This window comes from Novosphingobium sp. BL-A-41-Hi4B-X5A, assembly GCF_055521705.1.
Genome location: NZ_CM145500.1, coordinates 2,484,014 through 2,504,674, shown reverse-complemented (window position 1 = coordinate 2,504,674; position 20,661 = coordinate 2,484,014). Strand labels below are relative to the sequence as shown.

21 protein-coding genes, 1 tRNA gene and 1 pseudogene are annotated in these 20,661 nt (G+C 64.1%); 15 read left to right on the top strand and 8 right to left on the bottom strand.

Translation table 11 applies throughout. The annotated features are described in order from the left end of the window. Positions 1-45 precede the first annotated feature (45 nt). The 4 genes from ACZ1JY_RS12245 to ACZ1JY_RS12230 all read left to right on the top strand — a co-directional run bounded on the left by ACZ1JY_RS12245 (position 46) and on the right by ACZ1JY_RS12230 (position 3,640). Positions 46-927, top strand: coding sequence for an SH3 domain-containing protein (locus ACZ1JY_RS12245; protein WP_465129447.1), 882 nt, complete (start codon positions 46-48; stop codon positions 925-927). A 99-nt stretch (positions 928-1,026) separates the two neighbouring features. Next, positions 1,027-1,713 (top strand): response regulator transcription factor, encoded by a 687-nt coding sequence (locus ACZ1JY_RS12240; protein ID WP_118074554.1) that lies wholly within the window; start codon positions 1,027-1,029, stop codon positions 1,711-1,713. A 38-nt stretch (positions 1,714-1,751) separates the two neighbouring features. Beyond that, positions 1,752-3,056, top strand: coding sequence for a sensor histidine kinase (locus ACZ1JY_RS12235; RefSeq protein WP_465129446.1), 1,305 nt, complete (start codon positions 1,752-1,754; stop codon positions 3,054-3,056). Beyond that, positions 3,053-3,640, top strand: coding sequence for a hypothetical protein (locus ACZ1JY_RS12230; RefSeq protein ID WP_465129445.1), 588 nt, complete (start codon positions 3,053-3,055; stop codon positions 3,638-3,640). The genes ACZ1JY_RS12235 and ACZ1JY_RS12230 overlap by 4 nt, the downstream gene beginning before the upstream one ends. Here the strand turns inward: ACZ1JY_RS12230 and ACZ1JY_RS12225 are convergent. From ACZ1JY_RS12225 to ACZ1JY_RS12205, 5 genes are all read right to left on the bottom strand, one after another. Next, positions 3,637-4,131 carry a CinA family protein gene (locus ACZ1JY_RS12225; RefSeq protein WP_465129444.1) on the bottom strand — a complete coding sequence of 165 codons (495 nt, stop codon included), beginning with the start codon at positions 4,129-4,131 and terminating at the stop codon, positions 3,637-3,639. The genes ACZ1JY_RS12230 and ACZ1JY_RS12225 overlap by 4 nt on opposite strands. Before the next feature lie 97 nt (positions 4,132-4,228). Further along, positions 4,229-4,302 (bottom strand) — tRNA-Cys (locus ACZ1JY_RS12220). 75 nt (positions 4,303-4,377) lie between these two features. Continuing rightward, the gene (locus tag ACZ1JY_RS12215; RefSeq protein ID WP_465129443.1) at positions 4,378-5,766 is read right to left on the bottom strand and encodes an RNB domain-containing ribonuclease; all 1,389 of its coding nucleotides are present in this window, start codon (positions 5,764-5,766) and stop codon (positions 4,378-4,380) included. Between the two features lie 21 nt (positions 5,767-5,787). Continuing rightward, positions 5,788-6,594 carry a crotonase/enoyl-CoA hydratase family protein gene (locus tag ACZ1JY_RS12210; RefSeq protein WP_168905483.1) on the bottom strand — a complete coding sequence of 269 codons (807 nt, stop codon included), beginning with the start codon at positions 6,592-6,594 and terminating at the stop codon, positions 5,788-5,790. 140 nt (positions 6,595-6,734) lie between these two features. Then, positions 6,735-7,934 (bottom strand): LL-diaminopimelate aminotransferase, encoded by a 1,200-nt coding sequence (locus tag ACZ1JY_RS12205; protein WP_118072527.1) that lies wholly within the window; start codon positions 7,932-7,934, stop codon positions 6,735-6,737. 195 nt (positions 7,935-8,129) lie between these two features. On the opposite strand from ACZ1JY_RS12205, the gene ACZ1JY_RS12200 reads away from it, so the two are divergent. The 3 genes from ACZ1JY_RS12200 to clpS all read left to right on the top strand — a co-directional run bounded on the left by ACZ1JY_RS12200 (position 8,130) and on the right by clpS (position 11,590). After that, positions 8,130-10,010 (top strand): PHA/PHB synthase family protein, encoded by a 1,881-nt coding sequence (locus ACZ1JY_RS12200; protein WP_465129442.1) that lies wholly within the window; start codon positions 8,130-8,132, stop codon positions 10,008-10,010. Between the two features lie 148 nt (positions 10,011-10,158). Further along, positions 10,159-11,022, top strand: coding sequence for a TIGR01841 family phasin (locus tag ACZ1JY_RS12195; protein WP_118074555.1), 864 nt, complete (start codon positions 10,159-10,161; stop codon positions 11,020-11,022). Between the two features lie 187 nt (positions 11,023-11,209). Continuing rightward, positions 11,210-11,590, top strand: a complete 381-nt coding sequence (clpS, locus tag ACZ1JY_RS12190) for an ATP-dependent Clp protease adapter ClpS (RefSeq protein ID WP_230487749.1) — start codon at positions 11,210-11,212, stop codon at positions 11,588-11,590. A 43-nt stretch (positions 11,591-11,633) separates the two neighbouring features. On the opposite strand, the gene ACZ1JY_RS12185 is transcribed toward clpS, so the two are convergent. Further along, complete coding sequence (locus tag ACZ1JY_RS12185; protein ID WP_465129441.1) at positions 11,634-12,077, bottom strand: hypothetical protein; 444 nt, start codon at positions 12,075-12,077, stop codon at positions 11,634-11,636. Positions 12,078-12,305: 228 nt separating this feature from the next. On the opposite strand from ACZ1JY_RS12185, the gene lptF reads away from it, so the two are divergent. The 4 genes and pseudogenes from lptF to ACZ1JY_RS12165 all read left to right on the top strand — a co-directional run bounded on the left by lptF (position 12,306) and on the right by ACZ1JY_RS12165 (position 15,198). Further along, positions 12,306-13,547 (top strand): LPS export ABC transporter permease LptF, encoded by a 1,242-nt coding sequence (lptF, locus tag ACZ1JY_RS12180; RefSeq protein WP_465129440.1) that lies wholly within the window; start codon positions 12,306-12,308, stop codon positions 13,545-13,547. Then, positions 13,537-14,637, top strand: a complete 1,101-nt coding sequence (gene lptG / locus ACZ1JY_RS12175; RefSeq protein ID WP_465129439.1) for an LPS export ABC transporter permease LptG — start codon at positions 13,537-13,539, stop codon at positions 14,635-14,637. Before lptF ends, lptG begins: the two co-directional genes overlap by 11 nt. 42 nt (positions 14,638-14,679) lie before the next feature. Then, a pseudogene (locus ACZ1JY_RS12170) lies at positions 14,680-14,955 on the top strand (rhodanese-like domain-containing protein); the annotation flags it as partial. Positions 14,956-15,009: 54 nt separating this feature from the next. Continuing rightward, a complete protein-coding gene (locus tag ACZ1JY_RS12165) occupies positions 15,010-15,198 on the top strand; it encodes a YgaP family membrane protein (RefSeq protein WP_465130909.1) in 189 nt (62 codons plus the stop codon). Between the two features lie 19 nt (positions 15,199-15,217). On the opposite strand, the gene ACZ1JY_RS12160 is transcribed toward ACZ1JY_RS12165, so the two are convergent. Then, entirely contained in the window at positions 15,218-16,321 is a 1,104-nt protein-coding gene (locus tag ACZ1JY_RS12160; RefSeq protein WP_465129438.1) for a fatty acid desaturase family protein, read from the bottom strand. A 165-nt stretch (positions 16,322-16,486) separates the two neighbouring features. Between ACZ1JY_RS12160 and ACZ1JY_RS12155 the strand changes: the two genes are divergently transcribed. Together ACZ1JY_RS12155 and ACZ1JY_RS12150 are read left to right on the top strand one after the other, a co-directional pair. Then, positions 16,487-17,647 carry an N-acetyltransferase gene (locus ACZ1JY_RS12155; protein ID WP_118072533.1) on the top strand — a complete coding sequence of 387 codons (1,161 nt, stop codon included), beginning with the start codon at positions 16,487-16,489 and terminating at the stop codon, positions 17,645-17,647. 143 nt (positions 17,648-17,790) lie between these two features. After that, positions 17,791-18,198 carry a response regulator gene (locus ACZ1JY_RS12150; protein WP_162895885.1) on the top strand — a complete coding sequence of 136 codons (408 nt, stop codon included), beginning with the start codon at positions 17,791-17,793 and terminating at the stop codon, positions 18,196-18,198. A 250-nt stretch (positions 18,199-18,448) separates the two neighbouring features. Here the strand turns inward: ACZ1JY_RS12150 and ACZ1JY_RS12145 are convergent, their stop codons facing one another. Next, positions 18,449-19,186 (bottom strand): Crp/Fnr family transcriptional regulator, encoded by a 738-nt coding sequence (locus ACZ1JY_RS12145; protein WP_465130908.1) that lies wholly within the window; start codon positions 19,184-19,186, stop codon positions 18,449-18,451. A 169-nt stretch (positions 19,187-19,355) separates the two neighbouring features. Between ACZ1JY_RS12145 and ACZ1JY_RS12140 the strand changes: the two genes are divergently transcribed. Continuing rightward, positions 19,356-19,757: a response regulator gene (locus ACZ1JY_RS12140; protein WP_465129437.1), complete on the top strand. Its 402-nt coding sequence runs from the start codon at positions 19,356-19,358 to the stop codon at positions 19,755-19,757. Positions 19,758-19,842: 85 nt separating this feature from the next. Then, positions 19,843-20,637 (top strand): response regulator, encoded by a 795-nt coding sequence (locus ACZ1JY_RS12135; protein WP_118072537.1) that lies wholly within the window; start codon positions 19,843-19,845, stop codon positions 20,635-20,637. Positions 20,638-20,661 lie beyond the last annotated feature (24 nt).

Here is a 20,661-nt window from a genome sequence, read left to right as displayed (position 1 = left end):
AAAGGGGCCGCACGGGGGTGCAGCCCCCCTTCTAGGGGAAGACCGATGCTTCGCAGGACCTTGACTTTCGCCGTGCTTTCAATGGTTTCGACTGCTGCCCTGGCTGCCGACAAGGAGCCGCCCGTCACGCTCGCCAAGTGCGACAAGAGCTATGGCTCGGTCGCGCTGGTCGATGGCGATACGCAAGGCTGGACCAAGTACGGCCTGTCCTCCCCGCGCGAGCTGATCGCCGCCATGGCCCGCGAATCCGGCTGCTTTTCGCTGCACGATCCGGCCAGCGGCAAGCCTGCCACGTTCCTGATGAACGTCATCGCCGGTGACAAGGAAGAAGTCGACCAAGCCATTGAAAAGGCTAAGGGTGTTGCAATGGAAGGCCTCGTCCGCTCGGGCGCGGCAAGCGGCATGATGCGCAGCATTCCAGGCGCCGGCTCGATGCTCGGCATGTTCGGCGGCTTCGGCGGCAAGAAGAAAGTGGTGGCCGCCGGCATCCGCCTGATCAGCCCGGCCAATGGGCAGACTGTCGCGTCAGGCTCGGGCGAGGTCAAGAAGACCACGATTTCCTTCGGAAACGGCGGCGGCACCCTTGGCGCAGTGGCCAGCGGAGCGACCGGCGCGGCCTATGCCGGGAGCAAGGACGGGCAGATGCTGATCGAGGCTTTCGTCAAGGCTTTCAACGGTTTGTCAGGCCAAGGCCCTGCGCTTGCCTCGCTCGCTCCGGCCGCCGCACCGGCACCGGCAGCACCTGCAAACGCCACGACCGCAATCGACACCAAGATGTTCACCGCGGCCGATCTCAAGTCCGCAACGCTTCGCACCGTGCGCGCCGGTACCGCTCTCACACCCACCGGTCAGCGGCAAGGTCTGTTCATCGAGGTCCAGGACAGCTTCGGCACCAAGGGCTGGGTCTCGGTCGAGGACATGCGCTGAAACGCTCGCGAAACGAAGGGTTGCAAGGCCACCGTCCGGCGTGAAATGATCGCGCCGGACGGTTCGGCCACGGCAAATGCCGGATCGGGGGCAGCGAAGATGGGCAATCTCAACATCCTATACGTCGAGGACGATCCACGCGCCGCGCAGGCCGTGCAGGAACTGGTGCTGGCCGACGGTGACCGGATGGCATGGGAGCAGACCGGAACGGCGGGCCTGCAGCGCGCCGGTGCCGAGGACTTCGACGTGATCATCCTAGACCGCATGCTGCCCGATCTCGATGGCCTGACGATCGTCTCGCGCCTGCGTTCGGCAGGTGTCGGCACGCCAGTGCTGATGCTTTCGGCCCTCGGCCGCAGCGAAAACCGCATTGAAGGGCTCGAGGCTGGCGTCGATGACTATCTTGCCAAACCTTACGAGCCGCAGGAGCTGGTAGCGCGGCTGCGCGCGCTGCATCGCCGCGCGGCGGGCGCGGTTCACGGCGCGGTGATCATCTACGGCGCGTTCGAATGCCACGTGAAGGCCCGCACCGCCTTCCGTTCGGGCAAGCACATTCCCTTGTCTCCGCGCGAATTCGCGCTGTTCCGCTATTTCATGGAAAACGCCGGCGAGACGGTGACGCGCGAAATGCTGCTGCGGGACGTGTGGAACATGAACTTCGATCCCCAGACCAATGTCGTCGACGTCAATATCGGCCGCATGCGCCGCAAGCTCGAAGACGGCTTTGCCGCGCCCGCGCTCGAGACGATCTGGGGTGCAGGCTATCGACTGACGAGAGGCGAATGAAGCCTGCGCGAGTTCGAAGAAGGTCGATCTTCGGCCAATTGACGACAGCGTCGATCCTGATCGCAGTGATCGCTGTGGCTGTGCTGTTCGCGGTGACCACCATCACCGTCCAGCGCCAGACCCGCGCTTCGCTCTCGGCAACGGTCTCGACGGACCTTGCCGGCCTGATCGACATCTATGCCACGGCCGGGTGCGAGGAACTGTTGCGCCGCGTGGCCGACCGGCAAGCCGTGGTCAGCCTCGAGGGACGCCGCTCGCATTACATGGTCGCCGATGGCGGCGGGCGCCTGCTTGCCGGAGACGTGCGGCAATGGCCGCTGATCAATGCCGCCCGGTCGGAAGAAGGATTCGTCACGCTGGCGGGAGGGACGAACGTCTACGCCCAGGGCGCGAAGCTCGCGCCTGACCTGCAGTTGCTGGTCGCACGCGAATATGACCGCGACCGCACAGCCCTCGCTGTTCTTTCGGGCGCGTTCCTTGCCGTTGGCGCGGCCATCGTTGCCGCCGTGGCCTTTGTCGCGTGGATCACCGCGCGACACCTTGCGCGCAGGATGGACGCGGTGAATGCAGCGCTTGGCGCAGCCGCCGATGGCCGCGCGGCGAGCTTTCCGGCGCGACAGCGTGGTGGCGACGAGATCGACGAAATGGCCAGCCACGGTGCGCGGCTGCTGGCCCGGCAGGCGCAATTGCTCAAGGCCTACAAGCAGGTTTCTGAACACGTCGCGCACGAGGTCCGCACCCCGCTGATGCATCTCGACAACCGGCTCGGCGCGGCCATGCAGACACGTCCGGAGAACGCGGGCGGCCCGATCGGCCAATCGCGCGAGGATATCCGCGCGATCCTGTCGATGCTCGATTCCCTGCTCGACATCGCCTCGGCCGAAAGCCGCCGCGGCGATCTGGCCGGGCTGGCGGAGATCGACATGACTGCGCTCGTCACCAGCCTTGCCGACCTTTACGAAGGCAGCGCCGAAGATGCCGGGCTGACGCTGGAGACCGCGATCGCGCCGGGCGTGACCATGCTGGGCGAGCGCATGCAGATCACCCGGCTGCTGTCCAACCTGCTCGACAATGCGATCAAGTATGTGCCCGAGGGGGGGCGCGTGCGCCTGATCCTGCGTGCCGGGCCGCACGTGACCATCGAGGACGATGGCCCCGGAATCCCGCGCGACCAGCGTGACCGGGTGTTCGAACGCTTTTCCCGCGCCAATGCACCGGGCGACAAGCCCGGCCATGGCCTCGGCCTTGCTCTTTCCCGCGCCATTGCCGAACGCCACGGCCTTGTCCTTAGGCTGGGCGACGCCCCGCGCGGCGCGCAGTTCATCCTGGAGCCTGCACCATGAAGCCCTTAGCCATCGTCACCCTTGCCGGTGCCATCGCGCTCGGCAGTTGCGCCACCAACGCGCAGCACTCCGGGCGTGCCGCGCCGGTGCGTGAGGCACTGGCCATTCCAGCCGATCCGGCAGAGGGCGTGGCAAAACTGCTGGCAGAGGCAGACAGCGCTCAGGGTGATCCACAACGACTGGGGTTGATCCTTGCGGCGCTCGACAGCTTGGGAGCGCGGGCGATGCCCGGGGAACCGGATCCGGTGGCCCAATGGCGCGCAAAGGCCGTCATGCCCGATACGCCGCCTTATCGCGGGCGTGTGCTGGGGCCGGCCTACAAGGCAGGCATGATCAACCCCGGCGCAACCGTGCGCCTGCCGCAACTGTTTGATGGGGGGCGGTCCGCCCGCGTGGCCGTAGCGACGCCCGGACAGGCCGCGCTCGATTTCACGGTTCTGGACGGTGAGGCAAAGCCGGTCTGCCCGCCCGCCAAGGCACGGACCCGCGAATGCATGTGGACACCGCTGTTCAGCGGACGCTTCGAGATCGTGCTGACCAACCCTTCGAGCAATGCGGCGGGCTATTACCTCGTGATCGACTAGACCTCGAGTGCTTCGGCCATCATCTCGAGCGCGGCGCGCACGGTCATGTCGCGGCTTTCCTCGCGGCCGCGTTCGCCAAAGTGGCATTCGCGCAGGATCGCTGGAGCCCCCTTGCGCACGACCGCCAGATGGATGAGCCCGGTCTCGTCGCCATCTTCGCCGCGGCCGGCAAAGCCGGTAATCGCACAGACCAGACCTGCTGCCGAATGTTCGAGAGCACCTGCAGCCATGGCCTGCGCGACTTCGCGGCTGACTTCGCCGTGACGGATGACGAGCATCGGATCGATCCCGAGCAGATCGGACTTGGAGCGCGCAGTGTAGGTCACGAAGCCCCGGTCGAACTCGCTGGAGAAGCCCTCGATGCTGGTGAACAGCGCCGCAAGCTGGCCGCCTGTGCAGGATTCAGCCGTCGCCAGCATCAAATCGGCGCGCTTGGCTGCGGCCAGCACGTGCTCGGCCATGGCCTTGAGGTCTTCTCGGCTCTCGCTCATGCCGGGAGGACGCGCGAATTGCGCTGCCGCTTCGCGCCATGCGACAGGAACGCGCTGGCGCGGGCCGGGACGTTGCGAAAGGTTGATCTGGGAAAAGTGGAGGCCCGAGCCGGAATCGAACCGGCGTAAACGGATTTGCAATCCGGTGCGTAACCACTCCGCCATCGGGCCTCGATCGCAGGAGCTGCGTGGTCCGGCGCGGTTAGCCGGAAGATCGCGCTGCCGCAAGCGGTTCTTGCGGGATGGTCAGCTTACCGGCGCGAACTGGAGGCGGCGCTGCTTGCTGTCGATGCCGGCGAGGCTCAGGTTCACGCGCTGGCCGGGTGCGGCACCGGCAATGCGGGCGCGGGCGACGACGGGCAGGTCCAGCAGCTGCACGCGCGCCGAATCGCCGTCGGTATCCGTCACGCAGGCACGGAACGTCTCACCCTCGCGCCCGTGCAGCATGACGGTTTCGGCAAGATCGATGACCGCGCGCTCGATCTGGCCGGAGAGCGCCTCGGCCTTCGCCATGACGGCGGGCAGGCGCTGGAACGCGGCTTCGACCTCCGGCGAGGCGGGCTTGCCATTGGTGACAGCGAGCGTTGCGCGAATCACGTAGCGGTCTGCCAGACGCCGCAGGGGCGCAGTCGCGTGAGCGTAAGTGGCAGCGATCGCTTCGTGCCATGGCGTGACGCCGGGTATCCATGGGGCGTAGCCGGCGCCCCCGCCTGCCCGCCGCACTGCCAGCATGAAGGCTGCGTGGTTGGGATTGCGCTGGTCGAGCGTACGTTCAAGCGTCTTGAGATCGGTGTGCGCGGGCCAGTCCAGCCCGAGGCCTGCGGCGGTGGTGCGCAGGCGAGCCATGGCTGCAGCGGTAGGGCCTGCCATGACGCGGAAGAGGCCGGTGCCAGCCTCGTGCAATGCGCGCGCAATGGCGAGATTTGCAGCCAGCGAGAGGGTGGCGTTGGCGCGTTCCGAAGCGAGCAGCGGGCGGAAGGACAGGGCATAGCGCCCATCCCCGAGCGCTTCGACTTCCTGCTCTGGCGGATCGACGCGGGCGGCGCCGCGCGCGGCTTCGGCCGCGCTCATGCGTTCGGCAAAGCGGGCAAAGTCGGCAGGGAGCTGGTCCGGGCGGACGCTGTCGTAGGCGAGCTTGGCCCGGCTGCGGATCACGGCGCGGCGGGCGGCATCGAGCCGCGGTTCGCCATTGGCGCCGAGGCGCACGGTGAACACGACGGCCGGGCGCGGGCCATCGGGCAGGAGGCTGGCGGCACGCTCGGCCAGGGCGGGCGGGTAGAGCCCGGCCTTGCCATCGGGGAGATACTGCGTTTCGCCGCGCTTCCACGCCTCGATGTCGACCGGATCGCCATCATCGACGAACCAGGCGACGTCGGCGATGGCGTAGTGGAGGATCAGGTCGTTGCCGGCTGCCTCGATATGGAAGGCCTGATCGAGATCGGTGGACGTTGCCGGATCGAGCGTGACGAAAGGCTCATCGGTGCGATCCTCGTGCTCTGGCCCCAGTGCTTTTGCCGCTGCCAGTTCCGCCGCAGCGAGGACTTCGGGCGGGAAGCCTTCGGGCACCTGGAACTGCTGGCGGATGGCAGCAAGGCCGGAAGCAAGAGCGCCGGACGGATCGTGGATGGCCTTCATCCCACAAGGACTAGCAGGCTGTTACGGATCGACAAATTCCGCAGGCCGCTTTTCCATGCCCGCGCGCACGGCTTCCATCTGGTTCTTCGAATACATCAGTTCATGCTGGGCGACGGATTCGGCCATGAGCACTTCGTCGACGCTCATGTCAGGCGTGCGATTCGACAGCGTCTTGGCTCCGCGCACGGCAGTGGGGCTCTTCGAGGCAATCGTGCGGGCGAGCGCCATGGCATCGGCCAGCGGATCGGCGCTGACGTGGGTGGCAAAGCCGAACTGCACCGCTTCGGCGCCGCTGAATTCGCGGTGGGTGTAGGTCAGTTCGCGCAGCACATCGTCGCGCACGTTGCCGCGCCACAGGGCGTAGCCGGCCATGTCGGGGACGAGGCCCCACTTCACTTCCATCACCGCCAGCCGCGCATCGGGGGCGATGAAGCGGATGTCCGCACCACTTGCGACCTGCAGGCCGCCGCCGAAGCAGACGCCGTGAACCGCAGCGACCACCGGCATCGGCAGCTTGCGCCAGACCATGGCTGCCTGCTGGGCGCGGTTGGCGTTGCCGTGGGTGCGGGCGGTGAGCCCGTCACCTTCCCACCGGCTGGTGTTTCCCATGCTCGACAGATCGAGCCCTGCGCAGAACGAACGGCCTGCGCCCGAAAGCACCACCGCGCGCACGCCGCGTTCGGTGTGGAGGTGATGGCCAGCAGTGACGATCGCTTCGAACATGGCATCGTCGAGCGCGTTCATCTTGTCGGCGCGATCAAGCAGCACGTGGGCGACGTGATCCTCGATGGTGACGGTGACGCGGTCGTGGAAGTTCATGGCAGGCATCCGTTGTCTGGTTCGTTGCGACCAAGGTGCCCGAGCGCTCGCGCCCGGTCCAGCTTCCTCATTTGACGGATCGCGCGAAACGGCAACGGCCCCCTCCGCAGGGGCGGAGAGGGCCGTCGTCATTCGTCATCAATGCCGCGTCAGGCAGCCGAGGAATTGACGCCCATCGACTGCAGGTAGCGCTTGATGTTGCGCGCGGCCTGACGGAGGCGCTGTTCGTTCTCGACCATGGCGATGCGCACGAAGCCCTCGCCGTCCTCGCCATAGCCGACGCCCGGGGCGACAGCGACTTCGGCGTGGGTGAGCAGCTGCTTCGAGAACTCGAGGCTGCCGAGATGCGTGAGCGCGGGCGGCAGCGGCGCCCAGGCAAACATCGAGGCCTTGGGGCTGGGGATTTCCCAGCCGGCGCGGCCGAAGGCTTCGACCATCACGTCACGGCGCTTCTGGTAAAGCTCGCGATTCTTGACGACGATGTCCTGCGGGCCGTTCAGCGCAGCGCAGGTCGCCGCCTGGATCGGCGTGAAGGCGCCGTAATCAAGGTAGGACTTCACCCGCTTCAGCGCAGCGATCAGGCGCGCATTGCCCACGGCAAAGCCGACGCGCCAGCCGGCCATCGAGAAGGTCTTGGACATAGAGGTGAATTCCACCGCCACGTCCTTCGCGCCCGGCACCTCGAGGATCGAGCGCGTCGGGTTGCCGTCGTAATAGAGCTCGGAATAGGCGAGGTCCGACAGGATCCAGACCTTGTTCTCTTTCGCCCAGGCAACGAGTCGTTCGTAGAAGGCAAGGTCGACCGTTTCCGCCGTCGGGTTCGACGGGTAGTTGACGATCAGGATCGAGGGGCGCGGCACCGAGTACTTCATCGCGCGGTCGAGCGAATCCCAGTAGCGCTCGTCCGGCGTGGTCGGCACGGAACGGATGGTCGCGCCGGCAATGATGAAGCCGAAAGTGTGGATCGGATAGCTCGGGTTCGGGGCGAGCACGACGTCACCGGGCGCGGTGATCGCCGTGGCCAGGCTGGCAAGGCCTTCCTTGGAGCCCATTGTCATCACCACTTCGGTCTCGGGATCGAGATCGACGTTGAAGCGGCGGCCATAATAGTTTGCCTGGGCCTTGCGCACGCCCGGGATGCCCGAGGAGGCAGAGTAGCCATGCGCGTCGGGCTTGCGCGCCACTTCGCACAGCTTCTCGATCACATGGTCGGGCGGGGGAAGATCGGGGTTGCCCATGCCGAGGTCGATGATGTCCCTACCGGCGGCGCGCGCGGCGGCCCGCATGCCGTTGACTTCGGCAATGACGTAGGGCGGCAGGCGCTTCATGCGGTAGAATTCTTCGTCCACGGTTGAATACTCGTCGAAAAGGCGCGGCAGGATCGCCGCAGCGCAAGCCCTTACGCCAATTGCCCAGTTGTGGAAACCTTGCTCTCGATGGATGCATGATCGCGTTCGGCGGATGCATCTGCGGGCTAACAAGCTGTCACACGGCGTGTATAGATCGCTGCAACAAGGCCATGACGTAACGGCAGGGAACGGAAGATGACGAACAAGAACGTGGGTGATTCGCCAGCGGATTCGATCGTGTTCGAAGACCTGTTCCGCCAGCAGGGCGAAGCCATGCGCGCCATGTTCGCGCCGCTGGTGCCCGGTGCCGAAGCCGTCACCACCGATCCTGCCGATCTCCAGCACTGGGCGATGTCCGCGGCCAAGCTGCAGAAGATGTGGCTCGATTTCAGCGCCGAACAGGCCGGACAGGTCGAGCCGATGCTGGCGCGCCTTGGCGACATCGGCAAATGGACGCAGACGTTCATGGCCATGGCCGGCCAGTTGCCGATCGCGCAAGCCGAGACGCAGGCCAGGCTGTGGAACGAGAGCATGGCGTTGTGGTCTTCGGTCATGGGGCAGTTCGTCTCGGCCGGAACCGGCAACGCCGCGCCCCCTGCACTGCCGCGGCAGGACCGGCGGTTCAAGGACAAGCGCTGGCAGGAACAGCCCGCTTTCGCGCTGATCCACCAGACCTACCTGTTCCTTTCGGAAAAGCTGCAGCAGATGGCGGACGAGGCGCAAGGGCTCAGCCCCGAGCGCAAGGAGCAGCTGCGTTTTGCCACCAAGGTGGTGACCGACGCGCTTTCCCCGGCGAACTTCCCGCTGACCAACCCGGTAGTGATCGAGCGGACAATGGAGACCAAGGGCGAGAACCTGGTCAAGGGCGTCGAACACCTGCTCGATGACTTGCGCAAGGGGCAACTCACCCACACCGATCCCGATGCGTTCGAACTGGGCCGCAATATCGCGGTAACGCCGGGCAAGGTAGTGCATGAAACACCGCTGTTCCAGCTGATCCAGTACACGCCGACGACCGACGAGGTATTCGAGACGCCGCTGCTGATCTTCCCTCCGTGGATCAACCGCTTCTACATCCTCGACCTCAACCCGCAGAAGAGCTTCATCCGCTGGGCTGTGGCGCAGGGTCTGACGGTGTTCGTGGTGTCGTGGAAGTCGGCCGATGCCTCCATGGCCGAAGTGGTGTGGGACGATTACGTGCGCTCCCAGATCGAGGCGATCGACCATGTCCGCGAACGGCTCAAGGTTCCGGCGGTCCACACCATCGGCTATTGCGTGGCCGGCACCACGCTGGCGGCGACGCTGGCCGTGCTGGCGCGCCGGGGTGAGGCCGAAAAGGTTGCCAGCGCGACGTTCTTCACCGCGCAGGTCGATTTCGAGGACGCGGGCGAACTCAAGAACTTCATCGACGACGGGCAGCTGAAGATGCTGCAGAGCCTTTCCACCGACGGCTATCTCGATGGGCGCTACATGGCAGCGACGTTCAACGCGCTGCGCGGCACGGACCTGATCTGGAACTACGTCGTCAACAACTACCTGCTGGGCGAGGACTATCCGGCGTTCGACCTGCTGCACTGGAACGGGGACACGACCAACCTGCCCTCGCGGTGGCACCAGGCCTATCTGTGCGATCTCTATCGCGACAACCGTCTGGTCATTCCCGATGCGATGGTGGTTGACAATACGCCGGTCGACCTGCGCCGCATCGCAACGCCATGTTACATCCAGGCCGGCCGCGAGGACCATATTGCGCCGCCGAACAGCGTGTGGAAACTGACGCGGCATCTGTCCGGCCAGTGGAAGTTTGTACTCGCCGGTTCAGGGCATATCGCCGGAGTGGTCAACCCACCGGAATCGGGCAAGTACCAGTACTGGCTCAACCCGAATGATCCCGCGAGTCTGGAGGAGTTTGTGGCTGGGGCCACCGAAACCAAGGGCAGCTGGTGGCCGGACTGGATTGAATGGATTGGAAAACAGGCGCCCGACCTGGTTGCAGCCAAAGGCAAGCGCATTCCGGGCAGCAAGGGCGATCGCGTGATTGAGGATGCGCCGGGACGCTACGTCCGCAGCCGCTGACGCTTCACGGCGCCCGGCGTCGTCAATTGGTCCAATATGGAATTTGTGCAGCGCACAATTTTCTTGACATTTTCCAGTCGACTCCTATTTTGTGCAGTGCAGCAAGAGGCGGTTCCTACCGCCCATGCGCAAAGCAGGAGTCGCCAAGATGGTTGAAGAAACGAAGGAAAGCCCGGAAACCTCCGCCCCCGTGGTGGATGCTCCCGTCGCGCTGACCGACGCTCCCGAAGCCGTGACCGAAACTGCCGAGATCGAAGCTGTTGAGCCGGTTGCAGCCGAAAAGCCCAAGGCTTCGCGGCCGCGCAAGGCCAAGCCCGTCGCCGCCCCGGTGGCGGAGGCTGTTGCCGCTCCGATCGAAGCCCCTGCAGTGGCCGAGCCCGTTGCACCCAAGGCGCGCAAGCCCAGGGTCGCAAAGGCAAAGCCCGTCCGTCAGGCTCCCAAGCCTGCCCCCAAGGCCCGTCCGGCCAAGCCACCCGTGGTGGCCGCTCCGACGGCCGCGGTGAAGCCCGCAGCCAAGCGTCCTTTCACCGCCATTCCAAGCGTGAAGAAAACAAGCGCCGCCCTCAAGAATGCGGCGCCCAGAAAGGAACTGTTCGCAATGGCTACCCCCACCGAAATGACCGAAAAGATGACCGCTGCGTTCAAGGACGCACAGGACAAGGCCAAGGCCGCGTTTGGCGATGCCGGCGAGTTCGCCAAGGGCAACGTCGAAGCCATGGTCGAATCGACCAAGATCCTGACCACTGGCCTGCAGGAAATGACCAAGGGTTACGTCGCCGAGACCAAGTCGGTCTTCGAAGCGATGACTGCCGACGTCAAGGAACTGACCACGGTCAAGTCGCCCACCGAATTCTTCGAAAAGCAGTCGGCCCTGCTCCGCAAGAACTTCGACGCTGCGGTTGCCGCCAGCTCGAAGAACAGCGAAGCCATGCTGAAGCTGGCCAACGAAGCCTTCCAGCCGATCTCGACCCGCGTCAGCCTCGCGGTTGAAAAGATCAAGAAGGCCGCTTGAGCCTGACCGGCAGCGCCTTCCGCGCTGCCAGCCAAGACATGAAGGGCCGGTCGGGTATCCCGCCGGCCCTTTTGTCGTTCTGATGCTGTCGGGTTGTCGTATCGGCGCAACAATTCGCCACCCTCTTGGCACCATCCCCTTCGTGCCCCTTGTGAAGCGGGCCGGTGAGTGCGATATTCAAGCCATCATGAGAGCCGAACCTTTCGACCAACCGGACCTGTCCGTTCCGCTGCGCTGTGCAGAGGGCGACGACACACGTGGTCCCGGAGGAGACGATCAGGTCGGCATCGCCACCAAGACCCGCGCCAAGCCAAAGAAGCCCAGCCAGTTCAAGGTGCTGATGCTTAACGATGACTACACCCCGATGGAATTCGTGGTTATGGTGCTCAAGCGCTTCTTCCACATGGACCTGGAGCAAGCCACGCGCGTCATGCTGCATGTCCATCAGCGCGGCGTGGGCGTCTGCGGCGTCTATCCGTACGAAATCGCCGAGACCAAGGTGAACCAGGTGATGGATTTCGCCCGGCAGAACCAGCACCCGCTGCAGTGCACGCTGGAAAAGGCGTGAAATCGCTGCTGACCTGACGCAAGGCGCCAGATCGCAATTCTCATCAGTGCGCCGTCAAGGCACCCGATTCCACTGCCTGGCGGGCGAACGCGCGCAGGAGCGCCGCAATCCATGCCATTGCCAGACTTTGCGCCTCACGCGAGTGCGCGCCGATGCCGCCATCGAGAATCACCTGCGCGACGAACGAGCCGTCCTTGAGGCGCCCGCCCGTGAAGATGGCATCACGCGGAATCAACGCCACGGCTGCAGATTCGAACGCGCCGGAATCCGCCAGTACCCCGATCCAGTCGAACGCGGCACTCAGCCGCCCGCCTTCGTCTTCGGTTTGCGGCGAAGCGATCTCGCCGAGAATCTTCTCGAATCCCTTGCGCTGTTCCGTGGGTGCGAGTTGTTCGCACCAGCGTGCCAGCGCGCTCAACCTTTCCGGATCGGTTTGACCGCCAGAAAAGCCCGCGAACCAGGCATTACCGGTTTGCTCATGCGACATCTTCGACCTCTCTCTCACTGGCACCCGGTTTATTACTATGACTTTAGACCAGTCACATCCATAACTTTCGTTATTATGAGCGAAAGTTGTTCCGGTTTTTCCTTCCCCCGGGCCTTGGGAAGCGCTAACTCCCAGACACTCATGGCCGGTTAACCTGTCGGCAGCCACCCGGGGACAGCCAAGACCCCGCCGAAGATCAATCCACGAAAAGACGCCAGCACCCGCCACGTGAAGTTCCTCACCGCCACCGACCGCTACATTGCCCGGCTCGTGTTCGTGCCGATGCTTTCGGTGTTCGTGCTCGCCGCGTCGCTGCTCATCCTCGACAAGATGCTGAAGCTGTTCGACTTCGTGGCGACCGAGGGCGGACCGGTAAGCGTTGTGTTCAAGATGCTGGCGAACCTGCTGCCGGAATATGCCAGCCTCGCCATTCCGCTCGGCCTGATGCTGGGCATTCTGTTCGCATTCCGCAAGCTGGCGACAAGTTCGGAACTCGACGTGATGCGCGCGGTCGGCCTGTCCTATACCCGCCTGCTGCGCGTGCCCTACATGTTCGCAATCGGGCTTGCTGCGCTCAACCTGCTGATCGTCAGCTACCTTCAGCCGCTTTCGCGCTATTACTACGAACAGCTTCAGTTCGAACTGCGCTCGGGCGCCCTGGGCGCATCAATCAAGGTGGGCGAATTCAATTCGCTGCAGGATCGCACGGCCCTGCGAGTCGATTCGAGCCGGGACGAGGGCCGCGATTTGCGCGGCATCTTCGCTCGCCTGCAGACTGCGAACGGGCAGGTCATGGTGATTTCGGCGCGGGAGGGGCGCTTCTTTGCCAACAAGGAAAGCCCGGATACGGTGATCCTGCGCCTGACCGATGGCCAGATCGTGCAGGACGGCCCCGGCATCACCTCGCCCCGCGTGCTGACTTTCGCCAGCCACGACCTTCCGATCGACCTCCCGAAGATCGAGCAGTTCCGCCAGCGCGGTGACGCCGACCGCGAGTATTTCCTCCCTGAACTGCTGCAGATCGGCTGGAATGACCGCTATTCAGAGGAGATCCGCAACCAGTCGAAGGCGAGCTTGAACTACCGGCTGGTCGAGGTGGTGATGATGTTCCTGCTGCCGCTACTCGCGGTGGCGCTGGCGGTTCCGCCCAAGCGCTCGACCTCGGCGCTGGGCGTGTTCCTGTCGATCGTGCTGGTCGTGGCCTATCACAAGGTCAACCAGTATGGGCAGGACGTGGCCAGCCTTGGAAGGATCGACCCCGTGTTGGCCCTGTGGGGGCCGTTCGTGGTCTTTTCGGCGCTAATCCTGTGGATGTACTGGAAGATCGCCTACGTTCCCGGCGGCCAGCCGATTGGTGCGCTCGAAACCGGATTTGCCAAGGTTTCGCGTTCGATCCGCAAGCTGTTCGAGCGCAAGCGGTTGCGCGACGAGCCTGCCGTTGCCGAGGAAGACGCCGCCCATGCAGCTTGAATTCTTCCCTTCGCGAACCCTGGCAACCTACATTGCCAAGATGTTTGCAGTGCGGATCGTTGCCGTGCTGCTGATGCTGGTGCTGGTGCTGCAGATGCTGGACCTGCTGAGCGAAAGCGGCAAGGTGCTGGCGGCGCCGGGCAATGGGCAGGGCGAGCTGCTGACATATGTTTCGTTGCGCATGCCGCAGCTGATCAGCCGGTTTCTGCCCTATTCCGTGCTGCTGGCCACGATCATCACGTTGATGACGCTGAACCAGAACAGCGAGGTCATTGCGATGAAGGCGGCGGGGCTGTCCGCGCATCAGGTTCTGGCACCCCTGTTTCTCGTTGCGGCGGTCACCTCAGCGGTGACCTTCGGTTTCAACGAACGCATTGTCACGCGGTCCACTGCTACGCTCAAAGCCTGGCAGAACGTGGAATACGGGCCCATTCCGCAGGAATCGGCGATCAAGTCGAATGTCTGGCTGCAGGACGGCCCGAACATCCTCTTCGCCCGCTCGGTTGCCGGCGAAGGCAAGGCGATGCGGATGGATGGGGTCAGCTGGTATCGCCGCGACCCCACCGGCATGGTGACCGAAATCGTCACTTCGCCCTCGGCAGCCTATGCCAATCCCGGCTGGAAGTTCCGCGATCCCGTGGTGTTCGATGTGCAGAGTGCCCGCAAGACGCCGATCGGCCGCGACGAGATCTTCGCCAAGACGGTGGAGCCGGTCCAGGTCACGATCAGCCGGGTCGACGCCGATGCGGAATCGCTGACACAGCTATCGGGTTCGCTCGCCGCGATCCGCGAGGCAGGCTTCCGCACCACCGAGCTTGACGGCAAGTGGTGGCACAAGCTTTCGGGGCCGCTTTCGGCGCTGCTCATGCCTTTGCTCGGTGCCGTGGCTGCATTCGGCCTGGCCCGATCGGGGCACCTCTTCGTGCGCGCGGTGATCGGCATGGCGCTGGGCTTTGCCTACTTCGTGTTCGATAACGCGGCCCTGGCCATGGGCAATTTCGGCGCTTACCCGCCGCTGCTGGCCGCGTGGGCGCCCTTCGTCCTGTTCTTCCTCATCGGCGAGACGGTGCTGATCCGCACCGAGGAATAGATCTTAAAATTAGATATTGCTAATTTTCGTCATATCTAATATATGGAGGCCATGACGCTTCCAACCATCACCCCTGCCCAAGCCAAGGCGCTGCTCGACGAGGGCGCCCGGCTCATCGACATCCGCGACGCCGACGAACATCGCCGGCAGAGCATCCCTGGCGCGGCCAACATGCCGCTTGCGGCTCTGGAACCAGTATCAGGCCACCCCGCGGTGATCTGGCATTGCCGTTCAGGCATGCGCACAGGTGCCAATGCCGAACGGCTCGCCGCCGCGTCCGGCTGTCCCGGCTACCTTCTCGAAGGTGGCATTGACGGCTGGCGTGCGGCTGGTCTGCCAGTGAAGACCGACGCCAAGGCACCGCTCGAGATCATGCGGCAGGTCCAGATGATCGCCGGGCTGCTGATCCTCGCAGGCGTGGTGCTGTCGCTCACCGTGGCGCAGGGCTTCGTCGCGCTTTCTGCTTTCGTCGGGGCGGGCCTGTTCATAGCCGGGGCAACCGGCTGGTGCGGCATGGCCAAGTTGCTTGCCCTGATGCCGTGGAACCGCCGCACTGCCTGAGGCAGCGCGGCCCTTCCCATCAGCGCGGCATCATTGTACTGCGCGCCAGCCTGCCGACGAGCGGCAGCAGGCCGTTGTAGTTGCCCTTCTCGTACGTCGAGCCTGTGCCGAGGTGCGCCACGATACGGCGGTGCGCTTCGGCCAGCGAGTGATAGGGCATTGAGGGCAGCAAATGGTGCAGCGCGTGGTAGCGCAGGCCGACCGGTGCCCACAGCGGCGCCAGCCATGCGGGCGGCGGCACGTTGACTGAATCGAGGTACTGGCCGGTCACGGTCATCGCCTCGCCCTCGTTCTCCCACAGATGAGCGACCAGCGTACGGATCTGGTTGAGCAACGCGGTGAGGGAAATTACCGCTATGCCGATCAGCAGCGGGCGCCACGAGTGCGTGGCGCTCCACCACAAGACGAACAGCGCCCAGGCCGATGCCCCCAGCTCCTGCCAGAACACCTGCCGCGCGAATTCGCCTTCAGGGGGACGGCGGCGAAATTCCGGGTTGATCGATAGCGCCGAGGCACGCTCCCAGACCAGGCGACGAAGTGGCGGGAGAACCGCGCCCAGCGGCACCAGAATCGCCGAGCGGATCAGCAGGCCAATCGGCAACAGCAGAGCAACCAGCGCGAACAGAGGCAGCGACCACGGCTTCATCAGTGCGAGCGGCAAGTACTCAGGGTCCTCGACCGTGCCATAGCGCGTGCGCGCATGATGCAGCGTGTGGACGCCTTCGTACATGAGCGAGGGTGTCAGCATCGGGATGCCGACCAGCAGGTTCCACGCAAAGCGGAAGCCCGGCAGTGCGTTCTTGTGGATGTGGGTGAGTTCATGGATGAACAACAGCGCGCGGTAGAGCGCCAGCGCAGCGACCACGCCGGAAAGCGCGGCAACCAGCGGGTTGCCGATCAGGATGGCGCCGGCCAGCGCGGCATAGCCAAGCGCGGCTGACCCCAGCATGTCGGGCCAGTAGATTTCGGGTCGCGCGGTCGCGATGTCGCGCGTCAGTTCGACGGCGGAGCGGAGCATTTCCTTGTCGTCGGGCGTTCCGGCAAGGCCGCGGGGAAGCTTCGGAGCTTCGACACCGGCAGCAGCCACGTCGCGGGGAGTTTCAAGCGTATCGGTCGCAATCATGCCACAAATTCCAGTATGACCCGTATCTGCCGGCTCAGGCCGGCTTTTTGCACCAAGCAATAGCCTCTGGGCGTCCCCACACCGCGCCCTGCGGCTTGACAATGCGCCGGTCAGGACCGCAGTCCCATCGACGACGACCCCATATCCGCAAACAAAGGCAAGATCGTGGCTCAAGGCGAAGTAATCATCACACCGGTTTCCGGCAAGGCTGACCGAAAGGCCTTCGTCGACCTCGCATATCGCCTCAATGCCAATGATCCGAACTGGGTGCCGCCGCTGCGGATGGAAGCCGAGGAGTTGATCACGCCCGGCAAAAACCCGTTCTTCGAACATGCCGACGTGCAGCTTTTCCTCGCTCGCCGGGAAAATGTGGTGGTGGGCCGCATCTCCGCCCACATCGATCATCTGGCCATCGCCATGGATCCCGCGCAGGGCATGGGCCCGGGCACCGGGAATTGGGGCCTCCTCGAAGCCGAGGACCAAGCCGTCGCACAGGCACTGATCGGCCGCGCTGAAGGCTGGCTGCGCGAAAAGGGCATGACCCGCGTGCTTGCGCCTTTGTCAATGTCGATCTGGGAAGAGCCGGGCCAGTTGACGATGGGCTTTGACCATCCGCCGACGGTGATGATGGGCCACCAGCCACAGCGCTATGACGATTATATCAAGGCCCTGGGCTATCAACCGGCCAAGACGCTCAACACCTATGAGCTCGACATCACCAAGGGCTTTCCGCCGCTGATCCAGCGGATCGTCCAGTCGGGCGAGAAGAACGCCAAGATCCGCATCCGCAATGTCGACAAGTCGAAGTTCGATGCAGAAGCGGCGCTGATCCTCGACATCCTCAACGATGCCTGGTCGGACAACTGGGGCTTTGTCCCCTTCACCGACACGGAGATCAAGTACGCCGGCAAGAAGTTCAAGCCGATCGTGCGCGAAGACCTGATCATGATCGCCGAGTACGAGGGCGAGCCGGTGGCCTTCATGATGACGCTGCCCGATCTCAACGAAGTGCTCAAGCCGATGGGTGGCAAGCTGTTCCCGTTCAACTGGGCCAAGCTGCTGCTGTGGCTGCGCAAGCCGCGCGTGCGCACGATGCGCGTGCCGCTGATGGGCGTGCGCAAGCGCCTGCAGGCCTCGCGCTTGGCCAGCCAGCTGGCTTTCATGATGATCGAGGCGATCCGCCTCAACTCGGTCCGGGAATATGGCGCGTCGCGCGGGGAGATCGGCTGGATCCTAGACGACAACCAAGGGATGAACGCCATTGCCGAGGCAATCGACAGCCACGTCAACAAGACTTACGTGATCTACGACAAGCCACTGGCCTGATTGCGCCCGTCAGCGCATCACGTAGGACGACCGGGCGGAACGCCGTCCAGAGCATGACGTTCTGCTAAACAGGCCATTCAGGGGTGCAAGCAAAAGTGCGGACGACAGCGCAAGGAGAGGGGACACGAGGTCGTCGCAGACCCTTGCGTGCACTGGGGCCCGCGCTGATCGTCGAGGACGATGGCCTGGTTGCCCTGGACATTGCCGAAGCCTTGGCCGAGGCCGGGGCCAGATCGGTCACAACTTGCGCCAGCGTCGCCGAGGCGATGGCCGAACTCGAAAAAGCAATCCCGGCCCTCATGGTGCTCGACGTGCATCTTGCGGACCGGGATGATGGCTGGGCGCTTGCGGAACTGGCGACCCAGCTTGGCGAAAGCCCCCCGCTGATCCTGTTCACCACCGCAACGCCCGCGGCGATACCTGCCACTGCGGCAGGTTTGGGCAAGGTCCTGCCCAAGCCATTCTGCACCGACGTCCTGATCGCGATGATCGAGAAGGAACGCTCGTCCGGCCTGTTCGGGCGTCTCCGTCAGGCGCTGTCCGGGCAGTAGAGCCAACCGAGTGGCACAACTGCCGCTGTTCCAACAGCCCTCCAGACCAAAAGCCCCAGCCGCGCGGGGAGCGCAGCCGGGGCCGATCAGCCAAAAAAAGGTCCCCGACGTTTCCATCGGGGACCTTTCGGGATCGTATCACCAGCCGCTTGGACGGGAGGGGGGGTCTCGGCGGTGACATACCCTAAACGAGCATCCCGGAAGGCGGTTCCAAGCTCTCGCAAAAATTTTTATCCTTTGGAATCAAGGCTTAGATGTAAGGCCGCGAAGAAAATGTGCTGCCATCGATCTTTGCGTAGGCTTTTGCCGCGGCGATATCGGGAACGCTGATGGTCGAAAGGGTCCAATCCACCAGCCCCATGCGCCTCAGGGTTTGCAGGGTGCGGTTGGTGTGAACCAACGACAGTCCCAGCATATCGGCAATCTGTCCCTGGGTGACGGTTAGGGCCAGGACGCCACCGGGTGCAATGCCAGTATCGATGCCGCGCTGGACCAGGAACACTGCCAGTGCGGCCATCCGCTCCCGCGCATTGCGCTGGCCCAGCGACACCAGATGCTCCTCGAGCGCGGCCTCCTCGTGGGCGGCAAGCCAGGTCAGATCGAATGACAGCCGGGGCTGCTGGGCAACAAGATCGAAGAACCTCTCGCGCGCGAATGTGCACAAGGTGGCATTGGTCAGCGCCTCGACCGTGTGGCTCATCTCGGCATCGAGTGCGGCCTGCAGGCCAACGAAGTCACCCGGGAACACGAAGTTGATGATCTGGCGTCGGCCGTCCTCAAGCAAGCGGGTCCGCATCAGGACCCCGGAGAGCACGGTATAGAGGAACATCGGCCGCGTTCCTTGCGCAAAGACCTGTTCGCCACGGGTGAAGCGCATTTCGCCATGGCGGAACGCGGCAATCCAGTTGCGGACATCCGGCGGGGGCTGGTGCAGCGCCTCACATTTCGCCAGTGGGCAAGCCAGACATGGCTGTCCTCCGTTCAGCACCAAGTAGCCCCCTCCTCCACTCTGATTCTGCACCACCCTGCCGGCGTCCTGCCCGGCACTGTAGTCTGCATCGTCCCTGCCCATACCCGACGCCTTTCATCACCTGTTCGCCGGAACTGCTATGTCAAAAGACAGGGTTTGTTCCCGTGTTGTGCCCTAGGGTTCCCGGATGGAACCGAAAAACGACGCTGCCGTGCGACACGGGCAAGACCTTGTCCTCGTTGTCGAAGACAGCCTTCTGGTCGCAATGGCTATTGAAGATTCCTTGATGGAACGAGGGCTTACGGTCGCTGTCGCCTCAACTGTCGAATCGGCAACGCGCCTTGTTGGCAAGGGCATGCCAGCAGTGGCGCTGCTCGATCTGCAGCTTCCTGACGGCAACTCGCTCGATCTCGCTTCGCGCCTGTACGAAGCGGGCTGTGCGGTGGCCATCACTTCCGGGCTGGATTCCGGATCGGTGCCCGACAGCCATGGATTTGCCATCCAGTTCCGCAAGCCCACTTCACCGGACCTTCTTGCGGAATGGGTCGTTACCACATTGCAGCAGCTAACAGCCTCACAGGCGGGATAACGTAATTTTCCTCTTGTTCCCGATCGGGAACCGGATGACGTTATGGTGCGTTTGAGCGCACGTTACTATCCGGGAAGGGGTACGAATGACTCTGGGTGCCAAGGTTGCCAATCAACTCCCTTATCTGCGCCGCTACGCTCGCGCATTGACGGGAAGCCAGAGCGCGGGCGATTCGTTCGTGCGCGCAACTCTGGAAGCGGCGCTTGCTGACGAATCCCTGCGCGCGATGATCGGCGAAGGCCGTCCGCAGCTCTATCATGCGTTCAACCGCGTGTGGTCAACGGCTTATGTCGACACGGTGGACCGGTCGAGCGGCATGCTCGGCGATCATGAAGCCGCCGCGCAGGAGCGGCTTGCGGCGATGACTCCAGCCAACCGCCAAGCCTTGCTGTTGACCACGCTGGAAGACTTCAGCATCGAGGAAGCGGCCTTCATCATGGGCCGCGAGCCGGCTGACGTAGAGCTGCTCGTGCAGGATGCCGTTGCCGAGATCGACCGCGAATCGGCGACGTCGGTGCTCATCATCGAAGACGAACCGCTCATCTCGATGCAGCTCGAGGATCTCGTCCGCTCGCTCGGCCACGATGTCTGCGGCATGGCGGCAACGCGGACCCAGGCAGTCGAGATTGTCCAGCGCGAACAGCCGGGACTGGTACTGGCCGACATCCAGCTGGCCGATGGCAGTTCAGGGCTTGATGCCGTGGACGACATCCTGCGCATCGGTTCGGTCCCGGTCATCTTCATAACCGCCTACCCCGAGCGTCTGCTTACCGGCGACCGTCCGGAGCCGACCTACCTCATCACCAAGCCATTCCAGGAACAGACGGTGCGCACCGCGATTAGCCAAGCGCTGTTCTTCGGCTCGAGTCGCCCGCTCTAAGGGGCTACCAACTGGGAATTGCCT